This window comes from Nocardiopsis synnemataformans, assembly GCF_965343085.1.
GTDB classification, from domain to species: domain Bacteria; phylum Actinomycetota; class Actinomycetes; order Streptosporangiales; family Streptosporangiaceae; genus Nocardiopsis; species Nocardiopsis alborubida.
Genome location: NZ_CBDRFA010000006.1, coordinates 49382 through 74340 on the forward strand (window position 1 = coordinate 49382; position 24959 = coordinate 74340).

The 24959-nt window shown below is 71.5% G+C and carries 21 protein-coding genes and 1 pseudogene; 12 read left to right on the forward strand and 10 right to left on the reverse strand.

The window, feature by feature from the left end; genetic code table 11:
- Positions 1-18: 18 nt before the first annotated feature.
- Positions 19-1029 carry an ABC transporter substrate-binding protein gene (locus ACSIH6_RS04630; RefSeq protein ID WP_435106933.1) on the reverse strand — a complete coding sequence of 337 codons (1011 nt, stop codon included), beginning with the start codon at positions 1027-1029 and terminating at the stop codon, positions 19-21.
- A gap of 141 nt (positions 1030-1170) precedes the next feature.
- On the opposite strand from ACSIH6_RS04630, the gene ACSIH6_RS04635 reads away from it, so the two are divergent.
- Genes ACSIH6_RS04635 through ACSIH6_RS04645 form a run of 3 tightly spaced genes read left to right on the forward strand, consistent with a single transcriptional unit; the run spans position 1171 to position 4128 of the window.
- A complete protein-coding gene (locus ACSIH6_RS04635; RefSeq protein ID WP_435106935.1) occupies positions 1171-2205 on the forward strand; it encodes a FecCD family ABC transporter permease in 1035 nt (344 codons plus the stop codon).
- The gene (locus tag ACSIH6_RS04640; RefSeq protein ID WP_435106937.1) at positions 2202-3293 is read left to right on the forward strand and encodes a FecCD family ABC transporter permease; all 1092 of its coding nucleotides are present in this window, start codon (positions 2202-2204) and stop codon (positions 3291-3293) included. Before ACSIH6_RS04635 ends, ACSIH6_RS04640 begins: the two co-directional genes overlap by 4 nt.
- A gap of 19 nt (positions 3294-3312) precedes the next feature.
- Positions 3313-4128, forward strand: coding sequence for an ABC transporter ATP-binding protein (locus ACSIH6_RS04645; RefSeq protein WP_435106939.1), 816 nt, complete (start codon positions 3313-3315; stop codon positions 4126-4128).
- A gap of 189 nt (positions 4129-4317) precedes the next feature.
- Here the strand turns inward: ACSIH6_RS04645 and ACSIH6_RS04650 are convergent, their stop codons facing one another.
- Genes ACSIH6_RS04650 through ACSIH6_RS04665 form a run of 4 tightly spaced genes read right to left on the reverse strand, consistent with a single transcriptional unit; the run spans position 4318 to position 8142 of the window.
- On the reverse strand, positions 4318-4893 hold the full coding sequence (locus tag ACSIH6_RS04650) for a GTP-binding protein (protein ID WP_036552209.1): 576 nt from the start codon (positions 4891-4893) through the stop codon (positions 4318-4320).
- 45 nt (positions 4894-4938) lie between these two features.
- Positions 4939-5319 carry a DUF742 domain-containing protein gene (locus tag ACSIH6_RS04655; RefSeq protein ID WP_435106941.1) on the reverse strand — a complete coding sequence of 127 codons (381 nt, stop codon included), beginning with the start codon at positions 5317-5319 and terminating at the stop codon, positions 4939-4941.
- A gap of 4 nt (positions 5320-5323) precedes the next feature.
- On the reverse strand, positions 5324-5782 hold the full coding sequence (locus ACSIH6_RS04660; RefSeq protein WP_435106943.1) for a roadblock/LC7 domain-containing protein: 459 nt from the start codon (positions 5780-5782) through the stop codon (positions 5324-5326).
- Entirely contained in the window at positions 5782-8142 is a 2361-nt protein-coding gene (locus tag ACSIH6_RS04665; protein ID WP_435106945.1) for a sensor histidine kinase, read from the reverse strand. The genes ACSIH6_RS04660 and ACSIH6_RS04665 overlap by 1 nt, the downstream gene beginning before the upstream one ends.
- A gap of 423 nt (positions 8143-8565) precedes the next feature.
- On the opposite strand from ACSIH6_RS04665, the gene ACSIH6_RS04670 reads away from it, so the two are divergent.
- The gene (locus tag ACSIH6_RS04670) at positions 8566-8850 is read left to right on the forward strand and encodes a 4a-hydroxytetrahydrobiopterin dehydratase (protein ID WP_435106947.1); all 285 of its coding nucleotides are present in this window, start codon (positions 8566-8568) and stop codon (positions 8848-8850) included.
- A 79-nt stretch (positions 8851-8929) separates the two neighbouring features.
- On the opposite strand, the gene ACSIH6_RS04675 is transcribed toward ACSIH6_RS04670, so the two are convergent.
- A complete protein-coding gene (locus tag ACSIH6_RS04675) occupies positions 8930-10549 on the reverse strand; it encodes an AMP-binding protein (RefSeq protein WP_435106949.1) in 1620 nt (539 codons plus the stop codon).
- Positions 10550-10780: 231 nt separating this feature from the next.
- Between ACSIH6_RS04675 and ACSIH6_RS04680 the strand changes: the two genes are divergently transcribed.
- The 6 genes and pseudogenes from ACSIH6_RS04680 (at position 10781) to ACSIH6_RS04705 (ending at position 18632) form a co-directional block, all read left to right on the forward strand.
- Positions 10781-10924 (forward strand): hypothetical protein, encoded by a 144-nt coding sequence (locus tag ACSIH6_RS04680; RefSeq protein ID WP_435106951.1) that lies wholly within the window; start codon positions 10781-10783, stop codon positions 10922-10924.
- 344 nt (positions 10925-11268) lie between these two features.
- Positions 11269-11421, forward strand: a pseudogene (locus tag ACSIH6_RS04685) (transposase family protein); the annotation flags it as partial.
- Positions 11422-11954: 533 nt separating this feature from the next.
- Positions 11955-12983 (forward strand): acyltransferase domain-containing protein, encoded by a 1029-nt coding sequence (locus ACSIH6_RS04690; protein WP_435106953.1) that lies wholly within the window; start codon positions 11955-11957, stop codon positions 12981-12983.
- A 1132-nt stretch (positions 12984-14115) separates the two neighbouring features.
- Entirely contained in the window at positions 14116-16464 is a 2349-nt protein-coding gene (locus ACSIH6_RS04695) for a phosphoketolase family protein (RefSeq protein ID WP_435106955.1), read from the forward strand.
- Positions 16464-17540 (forward strand): acetate/propionate family kinase, encoded by a 1077-nt coding sequence (locus ACSIH6_RS04700; protein WP_435107063.1) that lies wholly within the window; start codon positions 16464-16466, stop codon positions 17538-17540. The genes ACSIH6_RS04695 and ACSIH6_RS04700 overlap by 1 nt, the downstream gene beginning before the upstream one ends.
- 102 nt (positions 17541-17642) lie before the next feature.
- Positions 17643-18632 carry a tyrosine-type recombinase/integrase gene (locus ACSIH6_RS04705; protein ID WP_150251366.1) on the forward strand — a complete coding sequence of 330 codons (990 nt, stop codon included), beginning with the start codon at positions 17643-17645 and terminating at the stop codon, positions 18630-18632.
- A gap of 205 nt (positions 18633-18837) precedes the next feature.
- On the opposite strand, the gene ACSIH6_RS04710 is transcribed toward ACSIH6_RS04705, so the two are convergent.
- Complete coding sequence (locus ACSIH6_RS04710; RefSeq protein WP_435106957.1) at positions 18838-20085, reverse strand: RNA-guided endonuclease InsQ/TnpB family protein; 1248 nt, start codon at positions 20083-20085, stop codon at positions 18838-18840.
- A 298-nt stretch (positions 20086-20383) separates the two neighbouring features.
- Between ACSIH6_RS04710 and ACSIH6_RS04715 the strand changes: the two genes are divergently transcribed.
- Positions 20384-21187 (forward strand): exodeoxyribonuclease III, encoded by an 804-nt coding sequence (locus ACSIH6_RS04715; RefSeq protein WP_435106959.1) that lies wholly within the window; start codon positions 20384-20386, stop codon positions 21185-21187.
- 12 nt (positions 21188-21199) lie between these two features.
- Positions 21200-21946, forward strand: coding sequence for an alpha/beta fold hydrolase (locus tag ACSIH6_RS04720; protein WP_435106961.1), 747 nt, complete (start codon positions 21200-21202; stop codon positions 21944-21946).
- Between the two features lie 53 nt (positions 21947-21999).
- Here ACSIH6_RS04720 and ACSIH6_RS04725 read toward each other — a convergent pair whose 3' ends face one another.
- From ACSIH6_RS04725 to ACSIH6_RS04735, 3 genes are all read right to left on the reverse strand, one after another.
- Positions 22000-22710, reverse strand: a complete 711-nt coding sequence (locus ACSIH6_RS04725) for a class I SAM-dependent methyltransferase (RefSeq protein WP_435106963.1) — start codon at positions 22708-22710, stop codon at positions 22000-22002.
- A 104-nt stretch (positions 22711-22814) separates the two neighbouring features.
- Positions 22815-23471, reverse strand: a complete 657-nt coding sequence (locus ACSIH6_RS04730) for a response regulator (RefSeq protein WP_435106965.1) — start codon at positions 23469-23471, stop codon at positions 22815-22817.
- Positions 23468-24727 (reverse strand): sensor histidine kinase, encoded by a 1260-nt coding sequence (locus ACSIH6_RS04735; protein WP_435106967.1) that lies wholly within the window; start codon positions 24725-24727, stop codon positions 23468-23470. Before ACSIH6_RS04735 ends, ACSIH6_RS04730 begins: the two co-directional genes overlap by 4 nt.
- Positions 24728-24959: the final 232 nt, after the last annotated feature.

The following is a 24959-nucleotide window of genomic DNA, read 5'->3' on the forward strand; positions in this document are numbered from 1 at the left end:
TGCGCGGCCCGGTGACGCTCACACCGCGGGCTCGGTCCGCCCGGTCAGCGCGTCCGTCACGTCCTGGACGATGCGGTGCGCGGCGTGGTGGTTGGCCGCGCCCCACACGTCGTGGTCCATCCGGTACACCCGTGCGTCCCGCACCGCCTGGAGATTGGCCCACACCCCCTGGGAGAAGGTGCGGGGCGCGTCGGGGTAGCCCGATCCGGCCAAGGCGAACACCGCGTCGCCGTCGGCGCGCTCCAAGTGCTCATAGCCCAGGGCGATGAAGTCGGTCTCGCCCTGGGCCCGGCGCTGGCCCTCGGGGCGGGCCAGGCCCAGGTCCTGGACGACCTGCCCGGGGAAGGAGGCGGGCGTCTCCAGGCGTATCTCGCTCTGGCTCTGCAACCGCACGAGCGAGACCTCGGTGGTGGCCGGGTCCACTCCGGCCGCGGTGATCTGCTCGCGCGCCCCTGCCAGGGCCTCCTCGTACTCGGCCATGGCCTGCTCGGCCTGCTCGGAGGCGTCCAGCACGGCGGCGACCTGGTGCAGGTGGCCCTGCCAGGAGCCGGTGCCCTCCCACTCCAGCAGCACCGTCGGCGCGATGGCCTCCAGGCTCGGGAGCATCTGCGCCTGGGCGCCGGACTGGGTGTGGACGCCGATGATCAGGTCCGGTGCGGCGTTGGCCAGCGCCTCGAGTTGGATGTCGCCCTCGGTGGGGGAGTTGGTCACCAGGGTCAGCGCGTCGCCGTCGGCGCCCGGGGGCAGGAAGGGCGCCAGGCCCTGTTCGGGTGCGCCGGGGGCGCCCATGGTCGCGGCCACGTCGTGTCCCAGCAGGGTCGCGGCGGCCAGAGTCGGTCGCCACAGGACGGCGACGCGCTGGGGTGTGGCGGGGATCTCCACCTGCCCGTTGGCGGCCTGCACGGTGCGCGTCGGGCCGTCCTGGCGCGGCTGGGGGGAGGGTGGCGCAGCGGCGCAGCCGGACAGGGTCAGCGCCGCCAGGGCGGTTAGTGTGGCCAGGGCACGCGCAGGACGCGACAACTCGGGCATAACAGGCACCCTTCCGTGCGAACGGGATGAAGGTAAGGCTAACCTGTCCGGGGCGGCACGCAGTTCACCGGTGCCACCCCAAGGCTGCACCCCACCAGGTCAGCCCCGCCCACCACCCACGCGACAACGAACGGGGAAGCCGTGGCCCTGCGCGCCCCCACCCTCACGCGCCCCACCCTCACCAGGCGCATCATCCGCCCCGTCGGGCTGGTCGCCGCCCTGGGCCTGCTCACCCTGTGCGCCCTGCTCAGCGTCACCGTCGGCACCAAACCCATCCCCGCCGCCGACGTGTGGGCCGCACTGACCGCCTACGACGGCTCCTACGACCACGACGTCATCCGCAGCCTGCGCGTGCCCCGCACCATCATCGGCGTCTTCGTCGGCGCCGCCCTGGGCCTGGCCGGAGCCCTCATGCAGGCCCTGACCCGCAACCCCCTGGCCGAACCCGGCATCCTCGGCGTCAACTCCGGCGCCGCCGCGGCCGTGGTCATCGCCGTCATCGCCTTCGGCGCCACCGGCACCGGCTACGTCTGGCCCGCCTTCGTCGGCGCCGCCCTGGCCGCCGTCGCCGTCTACGCCCTGGGCTCACGCGGCCGCTCAAGCGCCACCCCCGTACGCCTGGCCCTGGCCGGAACCGCCGTCGCCGTCGTCCTGCAGGGCCTCATCCACGGCGTGTTCGTCCTCAACGAGTTCGTCTTCGACCGCATCCGCTTCTGGCAGGTCGGCTCCCTGGTCGGACGCGACCTCGACGTCTTCTGGCAGGTCGCGCCCTTCCTCGTCGCGGGCATCGTCCTCACCCTGTGCCTGGGCCCCTCCCTCAACGCCGTCGCCCTGGGCGACGACCTCGCTGCCACCCTGGGCGCCAACATCCCCCTCATCCGCGCCGCCACCGCCGTGGGCGTCATCCTGCTGTGCGGCGCCGCCACCGCCGCCGCGGGCCCCATCTGGTTCGTCGGCCTGATCATCCCCCACGCCGCACGCCTGGTCACCGGCCCCGACCAGCGCTGGCTGCTGCCCTACTCCGCGGTCCTGGGCGCCGTGCTGCTCACCGCCGCCGACACCCTGGGCCGCGTCATCGTGCCAGGCGCCGAACTGGAGGTCGGCATCATCACCGCCTTCGTCGGCGCCCCCCTGTTCATCGCCCTGGTCCGCAGCACGAGAATGGCCCACCTGTGAGCCGCACCCTGACACCGCACCGCCCGAAGGCGAGCTCGCGCACCACACCCCGCGGCTCCTTCGCCCTGCGCCTGTTCGGCGAACGCCTGTCCCTGCTGGTGCGCCCGCGCACCCTCGTGGTCGCCGCGGTCCTGACCGCCCTGTGCATCGCCACCCTGGTCGTCTCGGTGGCCGTGGGCGACTACGAGATCGGGCTCGGCGCCGTGCCCGCCGCGATCTGGGGCTACGGCGAACGCCTGGACGTGTTCTTCGTCCAGGGCGTGCGCCTGCCCCGCGCCCTGACCGCCATCGGCGTGGGCGCCGCCCTGGGCATCGCCGGAGCCGTCTTCCAGAGCCTGTCGCGCAACGCCCTGGGCAGCCCCGACATCATCGGCTTCACCGGTGGCGCCGCCACCGGGGCCGTCGCCGTCATCCTGCTCTTCGGCGCCGGACGCCTGGGGGTGTCCCTGGGCGCCATCGCCGGGGGCATGCTCACCGCCGCCGCCGTCTACCTGCTCTCCACCAAGAACGGCGTCCAGGGCTACCGACTGGTCCTGGTCGGCATCGGCATGGCCGCCATGCTCGGCGCCGTCCGCGACTACCTGCTCACCCGCGCCGAACTCACCGAGGCCCTCAGCGCCCAGATCTGGATGATCGGCAGCCTCAACGGCCGCGGCTGGGCCGAGGTCGCGGCCGTGTGGATCTGCCTGGCCCTGCTGGGACCGGTCCTGCTCGCCCTGGGCCAGCGCCTGCGCTTCATGGAACTGGGCGATGACACCGCGCGCGGCCTGGGCGTGCCCACCCGCTCCACCCAGCTGATCGCCCTGGCCGCCGCCAGCGCCCTGACCGGCGCCGCCATCGCGGTCTCGGGCCCCATCGGCTTCGTCGCCCTGGCCGCACCCCAGCTGGCCCGGCGCCTGATGCGCACCGGCGGCACCACCCTGGCCGGATCCGCGCTCATGGGCGCCGCCCTGCTGGTGGTGGCCGACCTGGTCGCGCTGCGCGCCCTGGCCCCCACCCAGCTGCCCGTCGGCGTGGTCACCGCCGTCATCGGCGGCAGCTACCTGATCTGGCTGCTCTACACCGAATGGCGCGGCGGACGTGCCTGACCGAGACCGAGGAAGAACGATGCCCAACCCCGACCACTCCGCCTCCCGCCTCAACGGACGCGACCTCACCCTGGCCTACGACCAGCGCGTCATCTCCCAGGACCTGGCCGTCACCATCCCCGACAACTCCTTCACGGTGATCGTGGGACCCAACGCCTGCGGCAAGTCCACCCTGCTGCGGGCCCTGTCACGCACCCTCAAGCCCGCCCACGGCCACGTGCACCTGGACGGCAAGGCCATCAGCTCCTACCCCGCCAAGGAGGTCGCCCGCCGCCTGGGGCTGCTGCCGCAGACCTCCATCGCCCCCGACGGCATCGGCGTGGCCGACCTGGTGGCCCGCGGCCGCTTCCCCCACCAGGGGTTCCTGCGCCAGTGGTCCAAGCAGGACGAGGCGGTCGTGGCCGAGGCCATGGCCTCCACCGGGGTGACCGAACTGGCCGAGCGGTCGGTGGACGAGCTCTCGGGCGGGCAGCGCCAACGCGTGTGGCTGGCCATGGTCCTGGCCCAGCAGACCCCCCTGCTGCTGCTGGACGAGCCCACCACCTACCTCGACATCGCCCACCAGATGGACATGCTCGACCTGTGCGCGCAACTGCACGCCGAACGCGACTACACCCTGGTCGCGGTCCTGCACGACCTCAACCACGCCTGCCGCTACGCCACCCACCTGATCGTGATGAAGGAGGGCGCCATCGTCGCCGAGGGCGACCCCTCCACCGTGGTGACCGCCTCCCTGGTCGAGGAGGTCTTCGGCCTGCCCGTGCGCATCATCGCCGACCCCGAGACCGACACCCCGATGATCGTCCCCGTCGACCGCCGCGGCGCCCCCCGCTGACCCCCGCCCCCACCGCCAGCGGCCCGGCGGGGCGGCCGACGGCTCGGCCAAGGGGACCAGAAACGGGGGAGGGGCGGGTCCCGCGCGGCACCGCCCCCACAGGGCACACCCCGGGCCCCCGACAGGCGAGGGGCCCGGCTCGCACGCGACCCGGGCCGGACCCCACCGCCCCACCTGGGGCGCTCCCTCTCAGGCCCCCGACAGCTCCAGGCGCAACACCAGAGCCACCAGCTCCACCAACACCTCCTTGACCGACTCCCGGTCCCGGGCGTCGCACAACAGCAACGGCACCCGCTCCTCCAGGTCCAGCGCCACCCGCACGTCGTCCGCCCGGTGCGTGCGCTGCCCGTCGAAGCAGTTCACCGCCACCACGAACGGCACCCCGCGCGACTCGAAGAAGTCGATCGCGTCGAAGGAGTCCGCCAACCGCCGGGTGTCGGCCAGCACCACCGCCCCCAAGGCGCCCTCGGTCAGCTCCTCCCACATGAACGAGAACCGCCGCTGGCCCGGCGTACCGAACAGGTACACCACCGTCGACCCGTCCAACGTGATCCGGCCGAAGTCCAAAGCCACCGTCGTGGTCGCCTTGGCCTCCACCCCGTCCAGATCGTCCACGCCCACACTCTCGGAGGTCATGACCTCCTCGGTGTGCAGCGACTCCACCTCGCTCACCGCCGAGACCAGGGTGGTCTTACCCGCCCCGAAGCCTCCCGCGACCACGATCTTGAGGGTGTCGGGAACCGGTCCCGCACCCTCGGCGTCCATCACGACCAACGACTCATCCACTCCACCTCGACACCACCTTGCCCCTCACAGCTGACGGATGCGCTCCAGCACCGAGCGCAGCGTCCCGGCGTCGGGCCGGTGCCGCTCCCAGTCGGAGGTGCGCACCACCACACGGCCCTGGTCCAACAGGTCCGCCAGCAAGATCCGCGCCACCCCCAGCGGAAACCCCGACCGCGAGGCCACCTCGGCCACCGACACCGGCCCCGCGCACAGCGACAGGATCAGCTCCAGCTCCGGGTCCACCTCCCCGGCGGGAGCCGGGGCGACCGCGACCACCTGCGAGGTCATCGAAAAGTCCGTACGCGAGGGACGCGTGCGCCCACCCGTCAACGAGTACGGCCGGATCAGACTCGACTCGAACGACCACTCCCGTCCCGACTCCCGACCGGGCGGCTCAACGTCCACGCCCTCACCTCCTCGCGCTCCCGCGCCGCGGCAGTGCCGACAGGTGCGGACCCACCTGGCGCACCAGACGGTTCACCTCGAACGCCGCCTGGCCCATGTCGCACGTGGACTCGGCCACCAGCGCCAGCGACGCGCCCTGGCCCGCCGCCAGGACGAAGAAGAACACGTTGTCCATCTCCACCACCGTCTGACGCACCTCCGCCGCGCCCAGTTGCCCCCGCGCGCCCCGGGCCAGGCTCGCGAAACCGGACGCGATCGCGGCCAGCCGCTCACCCTGCTCGCGTTCCAGGTCGGCCGAGCACGACAGCAGCAACCCGTCCGCCGACAGCAACAGCGCGTGCCGCGCCCCCGCCACCCGCCGCACCAGGTCGCCCAGCAGCCAGTCCAGCGTCCTGGCCGGGGACTGCTCCTCCACCGCGTCGGCCGTCCGGCCTCCCGCCGCAGCGTCCGCCGTCATCGACATCACCCTTCCGAGCTCTCACCGGGGCGCACATCGCGCACGCCGTCTCCATCCCCGTCCAGGGGCTGCGCGCGCCCGCGCAGGCTCCCGGACTGGAAAGCACTCATCATCGACCGGATCTCGGTCAGCGGCCGCTCAGCCGCCGCCTCCCGGCCCCCGGACGCACCGGGCGCGGCCGGGGCGGGCGCGGGCTGGAGGCTCTTGCGCCGCCGCCTGGGCAGACCCTTGTAGGTCTGGCCCCCGTCCTCGTCCACAGCCTCGCCCGCGGCTCCGGCCGCGGTCTCGACCAGGGGCTCCCGCGCCACCTGCCGCTCCCGCTCGGGCGTTCGCGGCCCGGCCTCTCCCCGCGCAGCCAAGGCCCCGCCCGCCAGGACCAGCCGCTGCGACCGCGCGGCACCCGCTGTGGTGGCCGCCGCGGGCGCGGGCAGTCGCGCAGCGCCCGGCTGCGCGGCGTCCTCGTCCTCGGCCGCCAGCGCGTCCCCGGGAACGGCCACGACCGCGCACGTCCCACGCCCCTGCCCGGCGCTCAGCGTCACCTCCAGGCCGTGGCGCGCGGCGATGGTGGCCACCACGAACAGCCCCAGCTGGGAGTCCTCGCGCATCCGGGCCAGGTCGAAGCGCGGCGGGTCGCGCAGCAGCGCGTTGGCCGCCTCCAACTGCTCCCGCGTCATCCCCAGCCCCCGGTCGCTCACCTCCAGCACGCACCCGCCCGCCTCCCCGGCCCGGCCGCGCACCGTCACCTCCGTGCCCGGGGGCGAGAACGACGTCGCGTTCTCCAACAGCTCCGCCAGCAGGCGCACGGTGTCCGCGCCCACCTCGCCGCGCAGCGCCACCCCCGGCACGGCCAGCACCCGTACCCGCACGTAGTCCTCGATCTCGCTGGCCGCGGCCCGCACCGCCTCGTGCACACGCACCGGCGCCAGCCCCCGCCGCACCGGGGCGTCCCCGCTGAGCAGCATCAGGTTCTCGGCGTTGCGCCGCATCTGCGTGCTGAAGTGGTCGATGCGAAAGAGCGACTCCAACACCTTGGGATCGGTCTCGGAGCGCTCCAGCGCGTCCAGCAGCCCCAGTTGCCGGTGCACCAGCGCCTGGGTGCGCCGGGCGATGTTGCGGAACATGTTGCGCACGCCCGCGCGCACCTGCGCCTCCTCCACCGCCGCCGCCACGGCCGCGCGCTGGGCGTCGTTGAAGGCCTCGGCCACCTGTCCGATCTCGTCGGTGCTCTCCACCTGCAGCCGCGGCACCTCGGCGTCCACGTCCACGCTGCCGCCCGCGCGCAGCCGGGCGGTGACCTCGGGCAGACGCACCCGGGCGTGCTCCAGGGTGACCGTGCGCAGGTCCTGTAGACGCCTGCCCAGGCGCTGGGTGGCGCCCACCGCGACCGCGGAGGAGACCAGGGCGGCCACCAGGGCGGGCACGCTCATCAGCAGGACGCTGGTGCGCAGTTCGGCCGACTGGGAGCGGCTGAAGGCGATGACCCGGTCGATCTGGCCCTGTTCGACGTCGCGCATGCGCGCGTCCACGGCCTCGGCGGCGCCCTGCCAGGCGGTGGCGTTGACCGGGACGGTGGCCCCGCCCCGCACCGGCATGGAGATGATGCTCTCCTGGAGCTGGTAGATGCGCTGCAACTCGGTGTAGGACTCCAGCTCGATGTACTCCTGACTGTCCTCCTCGCTCATCTCGACCACGACCCGGTCCCAGGTGTAGTGCTGGGCGCCGGCCGCGGCGGCGAACTGCGCGTGGGCCTGGACGGGGAAGGCGTTGGTGGCCACCGCGTGGGCCAGGACGGTGTCCTGCTGGTTGAGGAGCTCGCGGGTGCGCATCAGCGAGGTCAGGGAGCGCAGGTGCGGGGCCTGGGCGGGGTCGGCGCGCTCGACGTGGCCGTCCCACACGCGCAGGCCCTGTTCGATGACCTCGTCGTAGACGGTGGAGGTCTCCTCCAGGTCGATCTCGGTGGGGGAGGAGGCGTCCACCCGGGCACGCAGGGTGTCGACGCGGTTGACGGCGGCGCGGAAGGCCAGGGCCTGTTCGGGCAGGTCCTGCACGTCGAAGGCGTCCAGGCTCTGGCTGAGGGCGTCCACGGCCTCGTCGGTGTGCTGGCGCGAGTAGGTCAGGTACAGGGCGGTGCGCTCGGTGCCCCAGGCCGCGTCCATGGTGGCGCGGCGTTCGCGCTGGAGCGCGCCGATGGTCTCCTCGACGGGGACGCCGACCTGTTCGGTGAAGGTGGCGGTGGCGCGCAGCTCGCCGATGTCGCCGATGAGCAGGGCGGTGAAGGCGGCCCACAGGGTCAGCAGCACGGTGCTGGGGAACAGGACCAGCGTGATCATGCGGGCGCGAAGCGAACGGCGCTTGTTGTGGGGCATGGGCTCGCTTCCGGGGGGAGAGCGGCGGGCGTTGCCTGCGGGGGACGTCCACCGGGCGGGGGAGGGGCCGGAGTTCCCCAGAGTGAACCGCTCAACGGGGGATTGCGCAAGCCTGAGAGGGACACAGGGGCCCATACGGGCAGGATCGGCGCAGGTGGGGAGGCTGGCCTCAGCTTGATAACGCGAACTACTAAGCTACTAAGTTGATTAAAATCTACGTCGTACAGTCGGGCCTTCTTTTTCTCGAAACAACAAAAAACCTAAAGGAGCGGCTTCGCCGCACCAACCACCACACAGCTCCACCTCGGAGAACACACGCACCGAATGTGACCCCCACCCCGCACACGGGTACGTAGCCCCCTGCGACCACCCACACGGGCACCCGGCCGCACCGGAACACCACAACAGGGGAGAGGACCCACCATGAAGCTCACCGAGGAGCAGATCCGCGACGGCCTGACCCGCCTCACCGACTGGGAACTGGACCCCGCCGCACCCGCCATCCGCCGCACCGTGCGCCTGCCCGACTTCCCGGCCGCCATCGCCCTGGTCAACGAGATCGCCCAGGCCGCCGAGCAGGTCGACCACCACCCCGACATCGACATCCGCTACGACACCCTGCACCTGGCGCTGAGCACCCACTCCGAGGGAGCCGTCACCGACAAGGACATGTCCCTGGCCGCCCGCGTGGACGAACTCGTCCCCTGACCCCCACACGGGGGAAGCACCAGACAGCGCCGACGCGCCCGCCCGCCCCGCACCACCGAGCAGGGGAGGGGAGGAGGGGTCAGCGCAGACGCGCCCGACGCATCTTGCCCGAGGCCGTGCGCGGCAGCTCCTCCACGAAGTCCACCACCCGCGGCGCGGCGTGCGCGGCGAACCGCTCACCCACCCACCCCTTGAGCTCCTCGGCCAGCTCCGGCGTGGCCTCACGACCGGCGTGCAGAACCACCCGCGCACCGATCACCTGCCCCGCGAGCTCGTCGGGGATCGAGTACACCCCGCACTCCTCCACCGCGGGGTGGGCGTTGAGCACCGACTCCACCTCCGTCGGACCGATCCGGTACCCGTAGGTCAAGATGGCGCCGTCGTCACGGGTGGAGAAGAACAGCGAACCCTGACGGTCCTGGATACCGGTGTCCCCGGTCAGGTAGTAGGCGTGGTCGGGGGTGAACCTGACCTGCGAGGCCCCCTCGTGGCCGATGTAGCCGTCGAACCAGGCCAGCGGACTGTGCGCCAGGTCCACCGCCACACGCCCGTAGGCGCCCAGGGGAGCGGGGTCGTCGGAGATCGCCTCCAGGATCTGCACCCGCCAGCCCGGCAGGGCGGGACCGATCGCCCCCGGCGGCAGAACGGCGGGCTCCCGACCGGTGTCGCCGTTGGCAACGCCCACGCACCATCCCAGCTCGGTCTGCCCGTAGTGGTCGCGCACCGGGATGCCGAAGACGTCGGTGACCCAGTCGATGACGTCGGGGGCCAGGGGCTCGCCCGCACTGGCCAGGCTCTGCACCATGACCTCGGGGGGCAGGGTCTTGGTGGCCGCGCGCAACGTGCGGTAGGTGGTGGGATCGGCCGCCAGGTTGGTGACGCCGTGCACGCCCAGCACGTCCAGGGTCAGCTCGGGATCGAAGAACCCGGCGCGCAGGGCCAGGGAGTTGTGCCCGGCCAGCAGCGGTGAGATGAGCCCGTGGTACAGGCCGTAGGCGGAACCGGGGTCGGCGGTGTTCCAGTAGACGTCGTCGTCGTGCACGCCCAGGCCGTAGTGGTGGTAGGCGTGCATGGCGGCCAGGGCGCGCACGGGCACGCGCACGCCCCGGGGCGGACCGATGACGCCGGAGACGTAGACGACGGCCAGCAGCCCGGCCCCGCCCACGGCGGCGTCGGGGGCGGGCGGCGCGGTCGCGGCGCGGGCGGCCAGGCCGGTGAGGGTGTGGTCGCCCTCGTGGGCGGGCTCGACGGCGGTGGTGGCGATGTACCAGGGGTGGTCGGCGCCGGGGTCGAGCTTGGCGCGGTACTCGGCGTCGCACACGACCAGGCGGGCACCGGAGTCGGTGAGGCGCTCGTTGATGGCCGAGGGGGCGAAGGAGGAGAGGAGGGGGACCAGGACGGCTCCCAGGCGCCACACGGCCAGGGCGGTGACGGTCAGGTCGGTGCCCTTGGGGATGAGGGTGGCGACGCGGTCTCCGGTGGTGATGCCCAGGTCGGCGAGCCCGGTGGCCAGGTCGCGGGAGCGCTGGGCGAGTTCGCCGAAGGTGAGGGTGGTGGCCTCCAGGGTGGGGCCGATCTCGGTGGTGGCGGTGGCGTGGGGGTCGTGGCGGTCGCAGAGGAGGTGGGCCACCGATGTGGTGGGTGTGTCGTATGTGGCGAGCCAGTCGCGGACGTGCTGCTCCGGGTCGGGCACGGGCATCGGTGGCGGTCCTCTTTTTCGGTTGGTGTGGGGCTTTCGCGGGTTACGTCAACACTATGCCCACCTGTGAGGCTCATCATTAACCCTGGTTTTCCTTCGGCCTTGACCGGGCGGCCCAAGACGGACCTCCCAAAGACGAACCAGACCCCAGTCAGGACAACACAGCCCGAGCCAGCCAGCGCACAGGCCGCAGCGTCACCAGGACGCGGGAATTTCCCGAAACCCTCACACGTGTCCGTGCTGCGTGCCATGCTCGCCTTCATGCGCACCCGCTTCCCGGCCCCGGGCCGGACTCTGCCCGGGGCGGTCGGCCAGCAATGCCGATCGCCCCAGCCGGGTGCGCCCACCTGCCTGGTGTGGGGTGGTGACCGGTGAGCCGCAAAGCGCCTCTCATGAAGGGCGAGATCTCGCGCACCGCGTGCGCTCCGGTCGTGCTGCGTACCGGGTCGCAGGAGAGGGCCGGCGCACTCGTGTCAGCCTCAGCGCTGGCCGAACGTGTGGGCTGGTGTGCTGATCTGGTGTCGGCCATCCACCGGGTTGCTGGCCGAGCACTTCAATACCGCTGACGTGGACGCGTTGGCGTCCAGTGTGGACGAGACCGGGCGGCGATTGCCCTCGAACGCGTGGATGGCACTGCGCCGCCTGGGCTGGACCGCCGAACCGCCGAACCGCCGAAGGGCGTGCGTGTCAACGACCGGATCGTGCGCATGGCCCAGGAGATGGCCGGGCGCATCCTGCGCTCCGCGAAGTGGCGCGCCGAGGTGGGGATCGCGGTGGTCACCGTGCCCGCCCGGGGCACCTCCAAGCACTGCCCCCGCTGTCTGGCTCCGCTGGGGCACCGCAAGGCTCCTGAGCGGCCCGTCCGGGGGTGGAAGTGGGCGGTGTGTCCCGACCGTAACGGTTGCGGGTGGCAGGGCGACCGCGACGCCGGTGCGTGGCAGCGCGTGGCCGCACGCGGCCTGACCCATCAGGCCAGGACCGTCACCGACCGCGCCACGGGGGCGATGGGCATCCGCGCGGTGGTGGACACGCTCGAAACCCGCGCGGTGGTCATCGCAGCGGCCGTCACGAAGACCTGTCGGGGGGATCGGTCCAGGACCGGTCCGACCCGGCAACGACCCACACGCCCTGCGCCCAGGCGACGCGGGGCACCCACCACCGGACCGGTCCCGGCTGCCCCGCGCGGCCCACCGGCACCAGGGCGTGAACACGATCAGCACACCCACCACCCGGCACAGACCGAGAGGGGCGGCGTTGGGCGCGGGATTCCACCTGCACGCCCACGCCACCCCACCACGGTGGGAGATTCCGTTAGCAGGCAAGATGTCTTCCATCGGATCACTTAGCTAATCAGAGACGCTGGCCTCACTCGCGCGCCGCGTGGGCGCTGGGACATGATGTGGGGATGGATAGCGTCGCGGTGGTGGAACGTTTCGGTCTGGGCGCGGATGTGCGCCTGTGGCTGGAGGAGACGGAGCGGCTGCCGGAGCCGGTAAGGGCTCTGGAGGTTCCGGTGGGTGCTGAGGCGGAGCAGGTGTTGGACCTGTTCGCGCTGGAGGCGGTGGACCGGGCCGAGGTGGAGGCGCTCTGGCCGGGTTCGGGCTCGGAGCCGGGGGAGTGGCCGCCGGAGCTGTGGTACCTGGTGGGGTGCATGTACCGGCGTCTGTGCGCGGACGCGGATCTGGCGCTGGGGGAGTGGCAGGACTGGCCGTCGTTGGTGGGGGCCGAGGACGCGCGGGTGCGTGCGGCGTCGTTGTGGGCGTTCGCGGCGCGGGTTCCGGCGCAGTTCGAGGCGCACGCGGAGTTGGGCGTGGACCCCGCGGTGACGGCGGCGACGCTGGCCGACGTGGGTGTACAGGTGGCGCGGTCGCGGCGGATGTTCGGCCGGTTGGGTGTGGAGACGGCGTCGTGGGTGGCGGCGCAGTTCCGTGGGCGCCTGTACTGGGTGGGCGGGTTGCAGCTGGAGCCGGGGGTGCTGACCGACCAGGGCGGTGTGGAGTGGTACCCCCGGGAGGAGGCGGCGCGGTTGGGTCCGGGGATGGGCCGTGGGGACCTGGCGCTGCGGTTGCACATTCCGTCGGGGGGCCTGGATCCGGCGTCGGTGGATGACGCGTTGGGGCGGGCGCGGGAGTTCGCGCGCTCGCACCTGGGGTTCGATCCGGTGGTGGCCACGTGTACGTCGTGGTTGCTGGACCCGCAGTGGGAGGAGGTGTTGGGGGAGGGCTCCAACATCGTGGGGTTCCAGCGGAGGTTCACGTTGGTGGGGCGCGGGCAGCCGGGGGAGTCGGACGTGTTCCGGTTCGTGTTCGGGATGCCGGTGGTGGACGTGGCGGCGGCCGGGCGGCGCACGCGGTTGGAGCGTGCGGTGGTGGAGCGGCTGGAGTCGGGGGGTGCGTGGCAGGTGCGTACGGGATGGTTGCGGTTGCCCGAGTAGGGCGCGTGTGCGTTCCCCGGGGCCTGGTGGTGCGGGTCCCGGGGGCGCGGGCGGTTGACGTCGGTGGAGCTGCTGTGTCGCGGAATACGCGCTCGGGGGCGGGTCGGGAGAGGATCCGTCGGCCTCTGGGGGTGTCAGCGGACGGGGGAGGTCTTCCTTCAGCTCTACCTGTCAGGTCTACCTGACATAAGCTCCACTTGACATAATGTGCATTATCGGCGATACGGGATGGCCTGCGGGGAAGGGGTTCTCGGCCCTGTGGGCCGTGCGTGGGCGCGCCCGGGTGCTGTGACGCGTGGACGTCGGCGCGCCGGGCGGCTCTGGCGTCGGCGTGACTGGGCGGTTGAGTCCCTGGACGGCGGTGAGTACTGCGGCCGTGCGCGTGCCGGTCCGGGTCCGGCGCCGAGAACGCCGTCACGCGGGTGTTGGCTGGCCGTTGCGGGCTGATCGGATGTCTGTCGGATGTCTGGCAGTCCACGGCGGTGGTTACGTCTGAAGCCTGAAATCCGGGCTGGTCCACTGGTCAACCCCGGTGACGTGGCTCGCCGGACGCACTGGTGTCCGGAGATCGCTCGAGCTTCTCGGCCGCGCAGGCTGGGTCACTCTGTCCGGGCTGGCCTCCCGGCGCCGGGCGTCGTTCGCCTCGGTGTTCTGGGCGGCGGGGTGTCCCCCTGAGGCCGCACCCCTCTCCCGATTCGTCCATGTTTCATGCATAAACGGTGTTATGCATGATTTTGTGGGGTTTTGTACTTCTATGCGTAGTTCCATGGCGACCGATTGACCGATCACCGGCTTCCGCCGACCCTCCGACCCGCTCGCCGTCCACCCCTTCCGCCTCCGCTCCACCGCGAGCCTTGCCCCCACCGGACCCCGACCCTCCTCCCCCGCCAGCGCCCGACGCCACGACACCGCCCGCGAGGCGCCACCTCGCGTTTCCCCTCCCCCGCCCCGGGCAGGAGGGCGGCGTGGCACACAACGGCTCCCCGCCCGGGCCAGGCGGCCCCGCGGCACGTCGTTCGTGAACGGGTGAGCACGGAGAGTTACCGTGGCTGGGTCGGGCGCGGACTCCCCCGGTCCACCGGCCCGCTGCTCCCCCTCCACGCACGGGAACACCCTCCTGGGAGGAAGAGGCATGGCCCTGCAAGAGGACGAACTGCGACGCGTGGACGCCTACTGGCGGGCCGCGAACTACCTGTCGGTCGGGCAGATCTACCTGATGGACAACCCGCTGCTGCGCGAGGAGCTGCGGCCCGAGCACATCAAGCCGCGCCTGCTGGGGCACTGGGGCACCACCCCGGGGCTGAACTTCTGCTACGCGCACCTGAACCGGGCGATCCGGGCCCGGGACCTGGACATGATGTACGTGATCGGGCCGGGGCACGGCGGCCCGGCCGCGGTGGCCAACGCCTGGCTGGAGGGCACCTACGGCGAGGTGTACCGGCACGTGGGCCAGGACGTGGACGGGATGCGGCGACTGTTTCGGCAGTTCTCCTTCCCCGGCGGGGTGCCCAGCCACGTGGCGCCCGAGACGCCGGGGTCCATCCACGAGGGCGGTGAGCTGGGGTACTCGCTGGCGCACGCCCAGGGTGCGGCCTTCGACAACCCCGACCTGGTGGTGGCGTGCGTGGTGGGCGACGGTGAGGCCGAGACGGGACCGCTGGCGGGCAGCTGGCACGGCAACGCGTTCCTGGACCCGGTGCACGACGGCGCGGTGCTGCCGATCCTGCACCTGAACGGGTACAAGATCGCCAATCCCACGGTGCTGGCGCGGATCCCCGAACGGGAGCTGCTGTCCTACTTCGAGGGGTTGGGGTACCGGCCGTTGCTGGTCAGTGGTGAGGACCCCGAGTACATGCACCGGCGGATGGCCGAGGCGGTGGACGAGGCGCTGGAGGAGATCGCGCGGATCCAGCACCGGGCGCGGGTGTCGGGGGTACGGGAGCGTCCGGTGTGGCCGGTGGTGATCCTGCGTTCGCCCAAGGGGTGGACGGGGCCGGTGGAGGTGGACGGTGAGCCGGTGGAGGGGACGTGGCGTTCCCACCAGGTGCCGTTGGGCCAGGTGCGTTCGGACGAGGGGCACCGGAGGTTGCTGGAGGAGTGGATGCGCTCCTACCGGCCCGAGGAGCTGTTCGAGGAGTCGGGTGCCCCGGTGGCCCAGGTGCGCGGCCAGGTGCCGGAGGGCGAACGGCGGATGAGCGCGAGCCCGCACGCCAACGGCGGGGTGCTGCGGCGGGAGCTGGTGCTGCCGGACTTTCGTGGGTACGCGGTGGACGTGGGCAGGAACGGGACCCAGACCAGTGAGGCGACGCGGGTGCTGGGCCGTTTCCTGCGGGATGTGATCCGGGCCAATCCGCGGACGTTTCGGTTGGTGGGGCCGGACGAGACGGCCTCCAACCGGTTGGACGCGGTGTTCGAGGCCTCGGACAAGGAGTGGGAGGCGGGGCGGCTGGCGACCGATGAGCACCTGGGGCCCGGGGGTCGGGTGATGGAGGTGCTCAGCGAGCACCTGTGCCAGGGGTGGTTGGAGGGGTACCTGTTGACCGGGCGGCACGGGTTGTTCAGCTGCTACGAGGCGTTCGTGCACATCGTGGACTCGATGTTCAACCAGCACGCCAAGTGGTTGAAGGTGTCGCGGCAGCTGCCGTGGCGGCGTCCGATCTCGTCGTTGAACTACCTGTTGACCTCACACGTGTGGCGTCAGGACCACAACGGGTTCACCCACCAGGATCCGGGGTTCTTGGACGTGGTGCTGAACAAGCCCGCGGAGGTGGTGCGGGTGTACCTGCCGCCGGACGCCAACACGCTGTTGTCGGTGGCCGACCACTGCCTGCGCTCCAGTGACTACGTGAACGTGGTGGTGGCGGGCAAGCAGCCGGGGCTGGGTTACCTGTCGATGGAGGAGGCGGTGGCGCACTGTACGCGCGGGATCGGGATCTGGGAGTGGGCCAGTACCGACGGCGGGGCGGACCCGGACGTGGTGCTGGCGTGTGCGGGTGACGTGCCCACGTTGGAGGCGTTGGCGGCGGCGGACCTGGTGCGCCGGTGGTTGCCGCAGGTGCGGGTGCGGGTGGTCAACGTGGTGGACCTGATGCGGTTGCTGCCCGACAGCGATCACCCGCACGGGTTGCCCGACGCCGAGTACGACGCCCTGTTCACCACGGACAAGCCGGTGGTCTTCGCCTTCCACGGGTATCCGTGGCTGGTGCACCGGTTGACCTATCGGCGGGCGGGTCACGGGAACCTGCACGTGCGCGGGTACAGGGAGCGGGGCACGACGACCACGCCGTTCGACATGGTGATGCTCAACGACCTGGACCGGTTCCATCTGGTGATGGACGTGATCGACCGGGTTCCGGGCCTGGGGCAGCGGGCGGCGCAGGTGCGTCAGCGGATGGCGGACGAGCGGTTGCGGCACCGGGCCCACACGCGGGAGTTCGGTGAGGATCCGGCGGAGATCCGTGAGTGGGTGTGGCGGTACTGATGCGTGTTCTGGTGGTCAACGCGGGGTCCTCCAGCCTGAAGCTGGGGGTGGTGGACGGTGACGGTGCGGTGCTGGACTCGGAGTCGCTCGCGGCGCGTGGGGGGCACTGGGATCCGCGGGAGCTGAGCCGGGTGCTGGAGGGTGTGCCCGAGGTGGACGCGGTGGGTCACCGGGTGGTGCACGGGGGTGGTGAGTTCGTCGATCCGGTGCGGCTGGACGCCTCGGTGGTGGAGCGGTTGCGGGCGTGGGGTTCGCTGGCGCCCCTGCACCAGCCCAAGGCGTTGGAGGCGATCGAGGTGGTGGGGCGGGCGTTGCCGGGGTGTGCGGCGGTGGCGTGTTTCGACACCGCCTTCCACGCCGGTCTGCCGGAGGTGGCGTCCACGTACGCGGTGCCCGAGCGGTGGCGTCGGGAGTGGGGGGTGCGCCGGTACGGGTTCCACGGGCTCTCGCACGCCTATGTGTCGCGGCGGGCGGCGGAGTTGACCGGTGGGGAGCGTGTGGTGAGTGCGCACCTGGGGTCGGGGGCGTCGTTGGCGGCGGTGTCGGGGGGCCGGTGTGTGGACACCACGATGGGGTTCACCCCGTTGGAGGGGGTGGTGATGGCCACGCGTTCGGGGAGTGTGGATCCGGGGTTGGTGGTGTGGTTGGTGCGCCATGGCGGGTTGTCGGTGGAGGAGGTCGAGCGGGGGTTGGAGCGCGAGTCGGGGTTGTTGGGGCTGGCGGGGACCGAGGACATGCGTGAGGTGTTGGAGCGCGACGACGCGCGGGCGCGGTTGGCGTTGGGGGTGTACGTGCACCGGTTGTGTGCGGGTGTGGCGTCGATGGCGGCGGCGTTGGGCGGGGTGGACACGTTGGTGTTCACCGGTGGTGTGGGTGAGTCGGCGGCGCCGGTGCGTGAGCGTGTGGCGCGGGGGCTGGGTTTTTTGGGGGTGGGTGTGGACGGTGCGGTGAATGCGGCTGTGGAGGGTGAGGCGGAGGTGACGGGTGCTGGGGCGCGGGTGCGCACGTTGGTGGTGCCCTCGCGTGAGGACGTGGAGATCGCGGCGGGGGTGCGGCGGGTGTTGGGCGGGGGGTGAGACTGGGGCTCCCCCTCTCCCCCGCTGCCGGGTGTCGACCGTCTTCGACACCCGGTGGTGGCGGGCGGTGGAAGCGCCCGCGGAATCGGGGATGCTGGGGGTATGAGTGCTCAGACGGGGCCTGTGGCCGAGGCTGTGGAGCAGTACCTGGTGGCGCGTCGGGCGGCCAAGCCCTCCCCTCACACGGTGGCCGCCTACCGGCGTGATCTGCGCGGGGTGTTGGGGTGTGTGGCGCAGGTGGTGGGTGTGGAGCCCGATCTGGTGGGGTGGCAGGACCTGGAGGCGGGGGTGTTGCGGGCGGCGTTCGCGGAGTTCGCCGGGGAGCGGGCGGCTTCCAGTGTGTTGCGGGCGTGGTCGACGTGGAACGGGTTCTTCGCGTTCTGGGTGTCGGAGGGGGTGGTGGCGGGCAATCCGATGTCGGCGGTGCCGCGGCCGCGGGTGCGTCCCTCCGGGCCCAAGCCGTTGATGGGTGAGGACACCCCGGAGCGGTTGTTGGAGGCGTTGGCGCGGGGTGCGCGTAAGGCGCGTGATCCGTGGCCGGAGCGGGATCTGGCGGTGTTGGCGTTGGCGTTGCTGACGGGGATGCGGTCGGCGGAGATGTTGTCGCTTCGGGTGGAGTCGGTGGGTGGGCGTTCGGGTGAGCGTCGTATCCGGGTGGTGGGCAAGGGCGGGGGTGAGCGGGTCCTGCCGATCGAGGTGCCGTTGGAGGCGTTGTTGGAGGCCTATCTGGTCTCGCGGCGTGAGCGGTTCGGGGTGGTGCGGGGGTCGGATCCGTTGTTGGTGGACAACCGGGGTGAGGGGTTGCGCCGGGGTGGGTTGCAGTATCTGGTGCAGCAGTGTTACAAGCACGCGGGTGTGCACGACCGGGTGGCGCGGGGGACGTTGGTGCACGCGTTGCGGCACACCTTCGCGACGCGGTTGGCGGAGGACGGGGCGTCGGTGTCGGAGATCATGCATCTGCTGGGGCATGCGTCGGTGGCGTCGTCGCAGGCCTATATCGAGGTGACGGCGCGGGCGCAGCGGGAGGCGGCGTCGTCGAACCGTACGTACGGGGTGTTGCGGCGTCTGGTGGCCGAGGGCGGGGGCGGCTGATCGATGAGGTGCCGCGGCTGACCTCCCGCACCCACGGAATGTCGCCGTGGCCGTCGCGGATGTCGCTCATCAGCCGCTTCCAGTCCTCGCGTCTCCTGTGTGAGTACTGGGAGGTGGGCACGTCGTTGTCAGATTGACATCCTCTCCCGCTAAGGCGGGAGAATCCAGCTAACGGAACCGGTCCGCCGCTGGTGGTCTACGCTTCTCAGCCCGCCTGACGGCGAGGGCTCCACGTCCTGGCACCCACAATGTCCTGGGGCGCTTGCTGCTTGACCGCGTGCTCGACGTTGCACGCGGCGTTGGTGTCGGCGTGCGCGGTGTGCCCGCACGCGGGTGCCTTGCACACGAACCGGTCCTGGGACTCGCGGCTGCCCTCGGCGATGACCTGACACCGCGAGCAGCGCCGCGAGGTGTACAGGGCGGGCACCCGCACCAGGTGCCCGCCCCGCTCAGCGAGCTTGTACGCCAACAACGCGACCGTGCGCCCCCACGCCTGACCCGCGATCGCACGGTTCAACCCGGCCTTCTGCTTGACGTTGGTGCCCGGGGCGTCCACCGTTCCCCGGGCCGAGCGGACCATGCCGGTGATATTCAGGTCCTCGACCCCCACCACACCGAACTCCTGGGCCAGGGCGTGCGTGACCTTGTGCTGCCAGTCCAGGGCGCGGCGCTTGGCTTTCGCGCGCACCCCCGCGATCTGGTCATAGGTACGACGCAGCCGGTTCGAGGGCACCTGTCCGGGTGTGCGGTGACGCCGTTGGCGGGCGGCTTTACGCTCCAACCGGCGCACACGCTCGGCCTCACTCTCGGACAGCCACGGCTTGTGCTCACGGAACGTGCCGTCGGACAGGGCGAGCGGCTTGGCGATGCCCCGGTCGATCCCCACCCCCGGGCCGGTGTGCGGGGGCGGTTCCTTGGCCTCGGTGCGCACCCGCAGCACCACGTGCCAGCCATTGGCTTCCCGCACCAACCGGGCACCGGTGACGCGGTTGGCGGCGTCAGCGTGCTTACCGACCGGTAGGTCCTTGGTCCACCGGAATCGGACCACGCCGATCTTGGGGACCTTCACACTCCCCCACGTACGGGTGAGACGCTCGATGGCCAGGTCGCGACCTTGAGGGATGTCGACACACATCCGTGAACGCAGCCGTGCTTTGAAGACGGGCGGTCCGGCACGGCCCGCCCAGCAGTTCTGCCACGCCCGGAAATAGGTCTTCAGGACTTGTTGTGCTGCTTGCGCGGGAAGGGCCGCCAGCCACGGAATGTCCTTGCGGGCCTGCCGGATGGCCGCATCAGCGTCGGCCAGGGACACCCGCCGGTTCTCGGAGGACATGGTCCACCAGCAGTGCAAGAGGTTCCACAGGGCGCGGGCGGCATGGCCCTGGGTTTCCAACTCACGGAGTTGGTCCTTGGTGGGGTACAGGCGGGCCTTGTGGCCGCGCTCACGCTTCATGTGTCACCTCCCTTGGGTGGTCTGAATCGACCCTAGCGCGGGGGTGTGACGTTTCGTGACGGGCGATTCACCCACCGACTGAAGCCGGTGGCACTCTCGCGCAGGAGAGGTAGATTCCGGCGATCGGCCAGGAGTTTTCGGCGCAGCGGCGCTTGCCTATGCTGAGTTGTTGGTCGACGGACCTTCCCGCGTGTCCTCCTCTCTGCTGGTCCTTGGATATTCGTCCGTACAGAAGGACCCTGGGGTTGTGCTTGGGGATTTTTTGCATAGAGTGACTATATCAACACAGAGGGTTTAAGTGATCATTTCGTCGGTGAATGTGAATGGGCTGCGGGCCGCGGCGAAGAAGGATCCGGGGTTCGTGGGGTGGTTGGCGGGCACGGACGCCGACGTGGTGTGTCTTCAGGAGACGCGGGCCGAGGCCGAGCAGTTGCCGGCGGGGGTGGTGGCGCCTGAGGGGTGGCACGTGGTGTTGGCTCCGGCGGCGGCGCGGGGGCGTGCGGGGGTCGCGGTGTACTCGCGGCGTGAGCCCGATGAGGTGCGGGTGGGGTTCGGGCATGCCGAGTTCGAGGAGTCGGGCCGGTATGTGGAGGTGGACCTGGGTGAGGTGACGGTGGCGAGCCTGTACCTGCCCTCGGGTGAGGTGGGCACCGAGCGCCAGGAGGAGAAGGAGCGTTTCATGGAGGCGTTCCTGCCGTATCTGGTCAAGCGGCGTGCGCAGGTGGAGGAGCGCGGTCGTGAGCTGGTGGTGTGCGGGGACTGGAACATCGCCCATGCCGAGGCGGATCTGAAGAACTGGCGGGCCAACCGCAAGAACGCGGGGTTCCTGCCGGAGGAGCGGGAGTGGTTGTCGCGGGTCCTGGGTGAGGCGGGGTTCGTGGACGTGGTGCGGTCGTTGCACCCGGACCAGGAGGGACCCTACACGTGGTGGTCCTACCGTGGTCGTGCCTTCGACAACGACGCGGGGTGGCGGATCGATCTTCAGGTGGCTACGCCGGGGTTGGCGGGGTGTGCGGTGGAGGCGCGGGTGGAGCGTGCTCCCGAGCATGCTGGGCGTTGGTCTGATCATGCTCCGGTGACGGTGCGCTACCGGGTGCGGTAGGAGGAGGCGGTCATGGGTGTGCCGATCGTTCTGGTGCATGGGTTGCGGGTGTCGGGGAGTATGTGGCGTCCGCAGGTGGAGTTGTTGGAGAGCGAGGGGCGCACGGTGGTGGTCCCCGATCTTCCGGGGCACGGGTCGCGGCGGGGTGAGGAGTTCTCGCTGGGGCGTGCGGTGGACGCGGTGTTGGCTGCGGTCGACAGTGTGGGTGGTCGTGCGCTGGTGGTGGGGTTGAGTCTGGGCGGGTTCGTCTCGATCGCGACGGCGGCTGCCGCTCCGGGGCGGGTGGCGGGGTTGGTGGCTGCGGGTTGCACGGCCAAGCCCGCGCAGTTGTTGGCGCAGGTGTACCGGATTCCGGCGGTGTTGATGGATCGGTTGCCGGACAAGGGTGCGGCGGTCAACGAGCGGTTTCACCGGTTGACGTTGCGTGATGGTGCGGCGGACGCGGTGTTGGGGGGTGGTTTGGCGGTGGAGGCGGCCACGGCGGTGATCGACGCGGTCTCGGAGATGGACGTGTTGGCGGCGTTGGCCGCGTATGAGGGTCCGGTGTGGTTGATCAATGGGGCGCGGGACCACTTCCGGATCCATGAGAAGCGTTTCTTCGACGTGTGTGCGGATGGTCGGTTGGTGAACGTGCCGCGGGCGGGGCACATGGTGAGTTTGGATCAGCCGGTGAATTTTTCGCGGATTGTGGCGGATGCGGCTGATGTGGTGTCGGGGCGTGAGCGTGTGCGGCGTGCGGTGGAGGCCGGGGAGGGCTGAGGCCGTGGTGGTCGCGGGGGGTGGGGGCTGGTGCCTCCACCCCCCGCGGCGTGTCAGGGGGTGGGTGCGGGCAGGCGGAAGTAGATGGCGGGGTTGTGGTGGCCGGGGTGCAGGGGTGTGGTCAGGCCGAGTTCTTCCTTGAGTTCGCGTAGGGCGCGGTGGGTGTGGGGTGCGCGGGCGGCGGAGGCGGTGAAGAAGCCGGTGGTGTGGGTGGTGAGCCAGGCCATGACGTGGGCGCCTTCGGTGAAGGGCGGGGTGGAGTGGTGGCGGAAGACGTCGTGGACGGTGACGGTGGTGTGCGGGGGCAGGGTGGGCAGCAGGTGGTGCAGGTACCAGCGGGCGAACCAGCCCTGGTGGGTGGCGTTGATGTGCAGGTGGTCGGTGCGTGGTGGCAGGTGGGCGGTGCTGGTGCGGATGTCGCCGTGGGTGAAGGTCCAGCGGGTGTGGGCCAGGTCGGTGGGGACGTGGTGGGGGGCGTGGTCGCGGGTGTCGAAGGAGTGCAGGTGGCCGGTGCCGTTGTCGCGTAGGGCGGACAGGATCCAGGTGGTGGACCAGCCGTGGTCGGTGCCGATCTGGACGGTGTGGGCGGGGGTGTTCTCGCGCAGGAGCAGGTAGGTGATCTCGGCTTCGATGTCGTCGGTGCAGGGGCGCAGGTGGGGGTTGGTGGTGTGGTGGTGGCGCATCTGGTCGCGGACGCGGGCCAGGTCGTCGCGGTGGGTGCGGTAGAGGTGGCGGATGTGGTCGAGGTCGATGGTGGTGGGCATGTGCTTTCCCCGGGTGTGGCGCGGACACGGTGTGGTTGCCGAAAGTAGCAGTGTTGTTGCCGTGTGTTCACCTGGGGGTGGGTGTGTCGTCGTGTGCGGGGTGCTCAGTGGCCGGTGTTGGGGCGGATGAGGCCGGAGTCGTAGGCGGCGATGACGGCCTGGGTGCGGTCGCGGACGCCGAGTTTGGTGAGGGTGTGGGAGACGTGGGTCTTGACGGTTTCGGTGCCCAGGAAGAGGCGGTCGGCGATCTCGGCGTTGGTGAACCCCTGGGCCATGAGGGTGAGGGTCTGGGACTCGCGTTCGGTGAGGGTGGCCACGGCGCGGGCGGCGGGTGTGGGCGCGGTGGGCTGGGTGGCGGCCAGGTGGCGCAGGGCGGTGGGGAAGAGGAGGGTGTCGCCGCGGTGGGCGATGCGGATGGCGGCGAGGATGTCCTCGGGTGGGGTGCGTTTGAGGAGGAATCCGTGGGCGCCGGCGCGTAGGGCGCCCCAGACGTAGTCGTCGTTGTCGAAGGTGGTGACGACGATGACGCGGGGCGGGTCGGTCAGGGTGGTGTGCAGGGTGCGGGTGGCCTGGATGCCGTCCAGGTGGGGCATGCGCACGTCCATCAGGACCAGGTCGGGGCGGGTGCGGCGGACGAGGTCGGGGACGTCGGCGCCGTCGTCGGCCTGGCCGGTGACCCGCATGTCGTGCTCGGCGTTGATGAGGGCGGCCAGTCCGGCGCGGATGAGGGCTTCGTCGTCGACGAGGTTGATGCGGATCACGGTTGTTCTTCCCAGGTCAGGTGGCAGGTGAGGTGCCAGGTGCCGTGGTGGGGGCGGGCGGTGAGGGTGCCGCCGAGCAGGTGGGCGCGTTCTCGCATGCCGGTGATGCCGTGGTGGCCGCGTCGTCGTGGGGTGCGGTGGGCGCGGGTGGGTGGTAGGGGGTTGGTGAGGGTCAGGGTGAGGGCGGTGGGGGTGATGTCCAGGGTGAGGGTGAGGGGTTGGCCGGGGGCGTGGCGCAGGGCGTTGGTGAGGGCTTCTTGGCTGATGCGGTAGGTCTCGCGGGAGAGCAGGGCGGGTACGCGGGCGGGGTCGCCGCTCAGGTGCAGGGTCAGGTCGGTGCCGGTGTGTTGGGTGGCGTGGGCCAGGTGGGGCAGGTGGGTCAGGTCGGGGGGTGTGGTGCGTGGGGTGGGGGTGTTCTCGCGCAGGATGCCCAGGGCGTGGTCGAGGTCGGCGGTGGCGGTGCGGGCCTGGTCGGCGATGTGGGTCAGGGCCTGGCGGGCGAAGTCGGGGTCGGTGTCCAGCAGGCGGGCGGCGGTGGCGGCCTGGAGGGTGACCACGGACAGGGCGTGGCCCAGGGAGTCGTGGAGTTCGCGGGCCAGGCGGTTGCGTTCGGCGAGGGTGTGGGCGTGGGCCTGGGCGGCGGCCAGGCGTTCGGTGGGTGAGGGGCCCAGGAGGCGGGGGGCGGCCAGGGTGAGCAGGTGGCCGGTCAGGGCGGTGGTGTAGATCAGGGCGGCGAGCAGGGCGAGGCCGATGAGGGGGCCCAGGGCGCGTTGGGTGGGGGTCAGGGCGGTCTGGCCCATGAAGGTCAGGGGGCCCTGGGCGATGGTGGTGGGGTCGCGGGTCAGGGGTGCGACGGCCAGGAGGGCGGCCTCGGTCAGGGCGGTCATGGTGAGCAGGCTCACGGCCATGCCGGTGAGCATGTGCAGGCACAGCCACAGGCTGGTGCGGGCGTTGTTGCGCCAGGTGGGGTTGGGGCGGGGGGTGTGGGTGAGGGTGCCGCGGAGCAGGGCGCGGGCCAGGTGGGTCTGGGCGTTGCGGGTGCCGGGCAGGTAGGCGGTGGCGGCGACGGCGGCCAGGGCCGCGGTGAGGGTGAGGGTGAGGGCGGCGGGTGTGGGGGTGGGGTTGACGAGGGTGGCCAGGACGAGGGCGGCCATGGCGTAGGGCATCAGGAGTGCGCCGCCGATGACGAGGTAGGCCCAGCGCCGGTAGGTGTGGGCGCTGGTGAGCGGGCGCAGGAGCGGGGTGAGGTGGCGCACGTGGGTGATCGTGGCACAGGTGGGGGTGGTGGCGCCTCCCCCGGCGGGGTGAGGGTGACGCGGGGCGTTCCTACGGCCGGTGTGCGCGGTCCTCACGCCCCTCCCCCGCGGGTCCGTCTGCGGGGTGGCCCGGGGGTGAGGGGGGTTGCGGCACGTGGTGGTGTGGGCTCTTCGGGTGGGTGGCCTCGCTCATGTGCGCGGAGGGTGACTGTTCTGGGATGTTACTTATTTC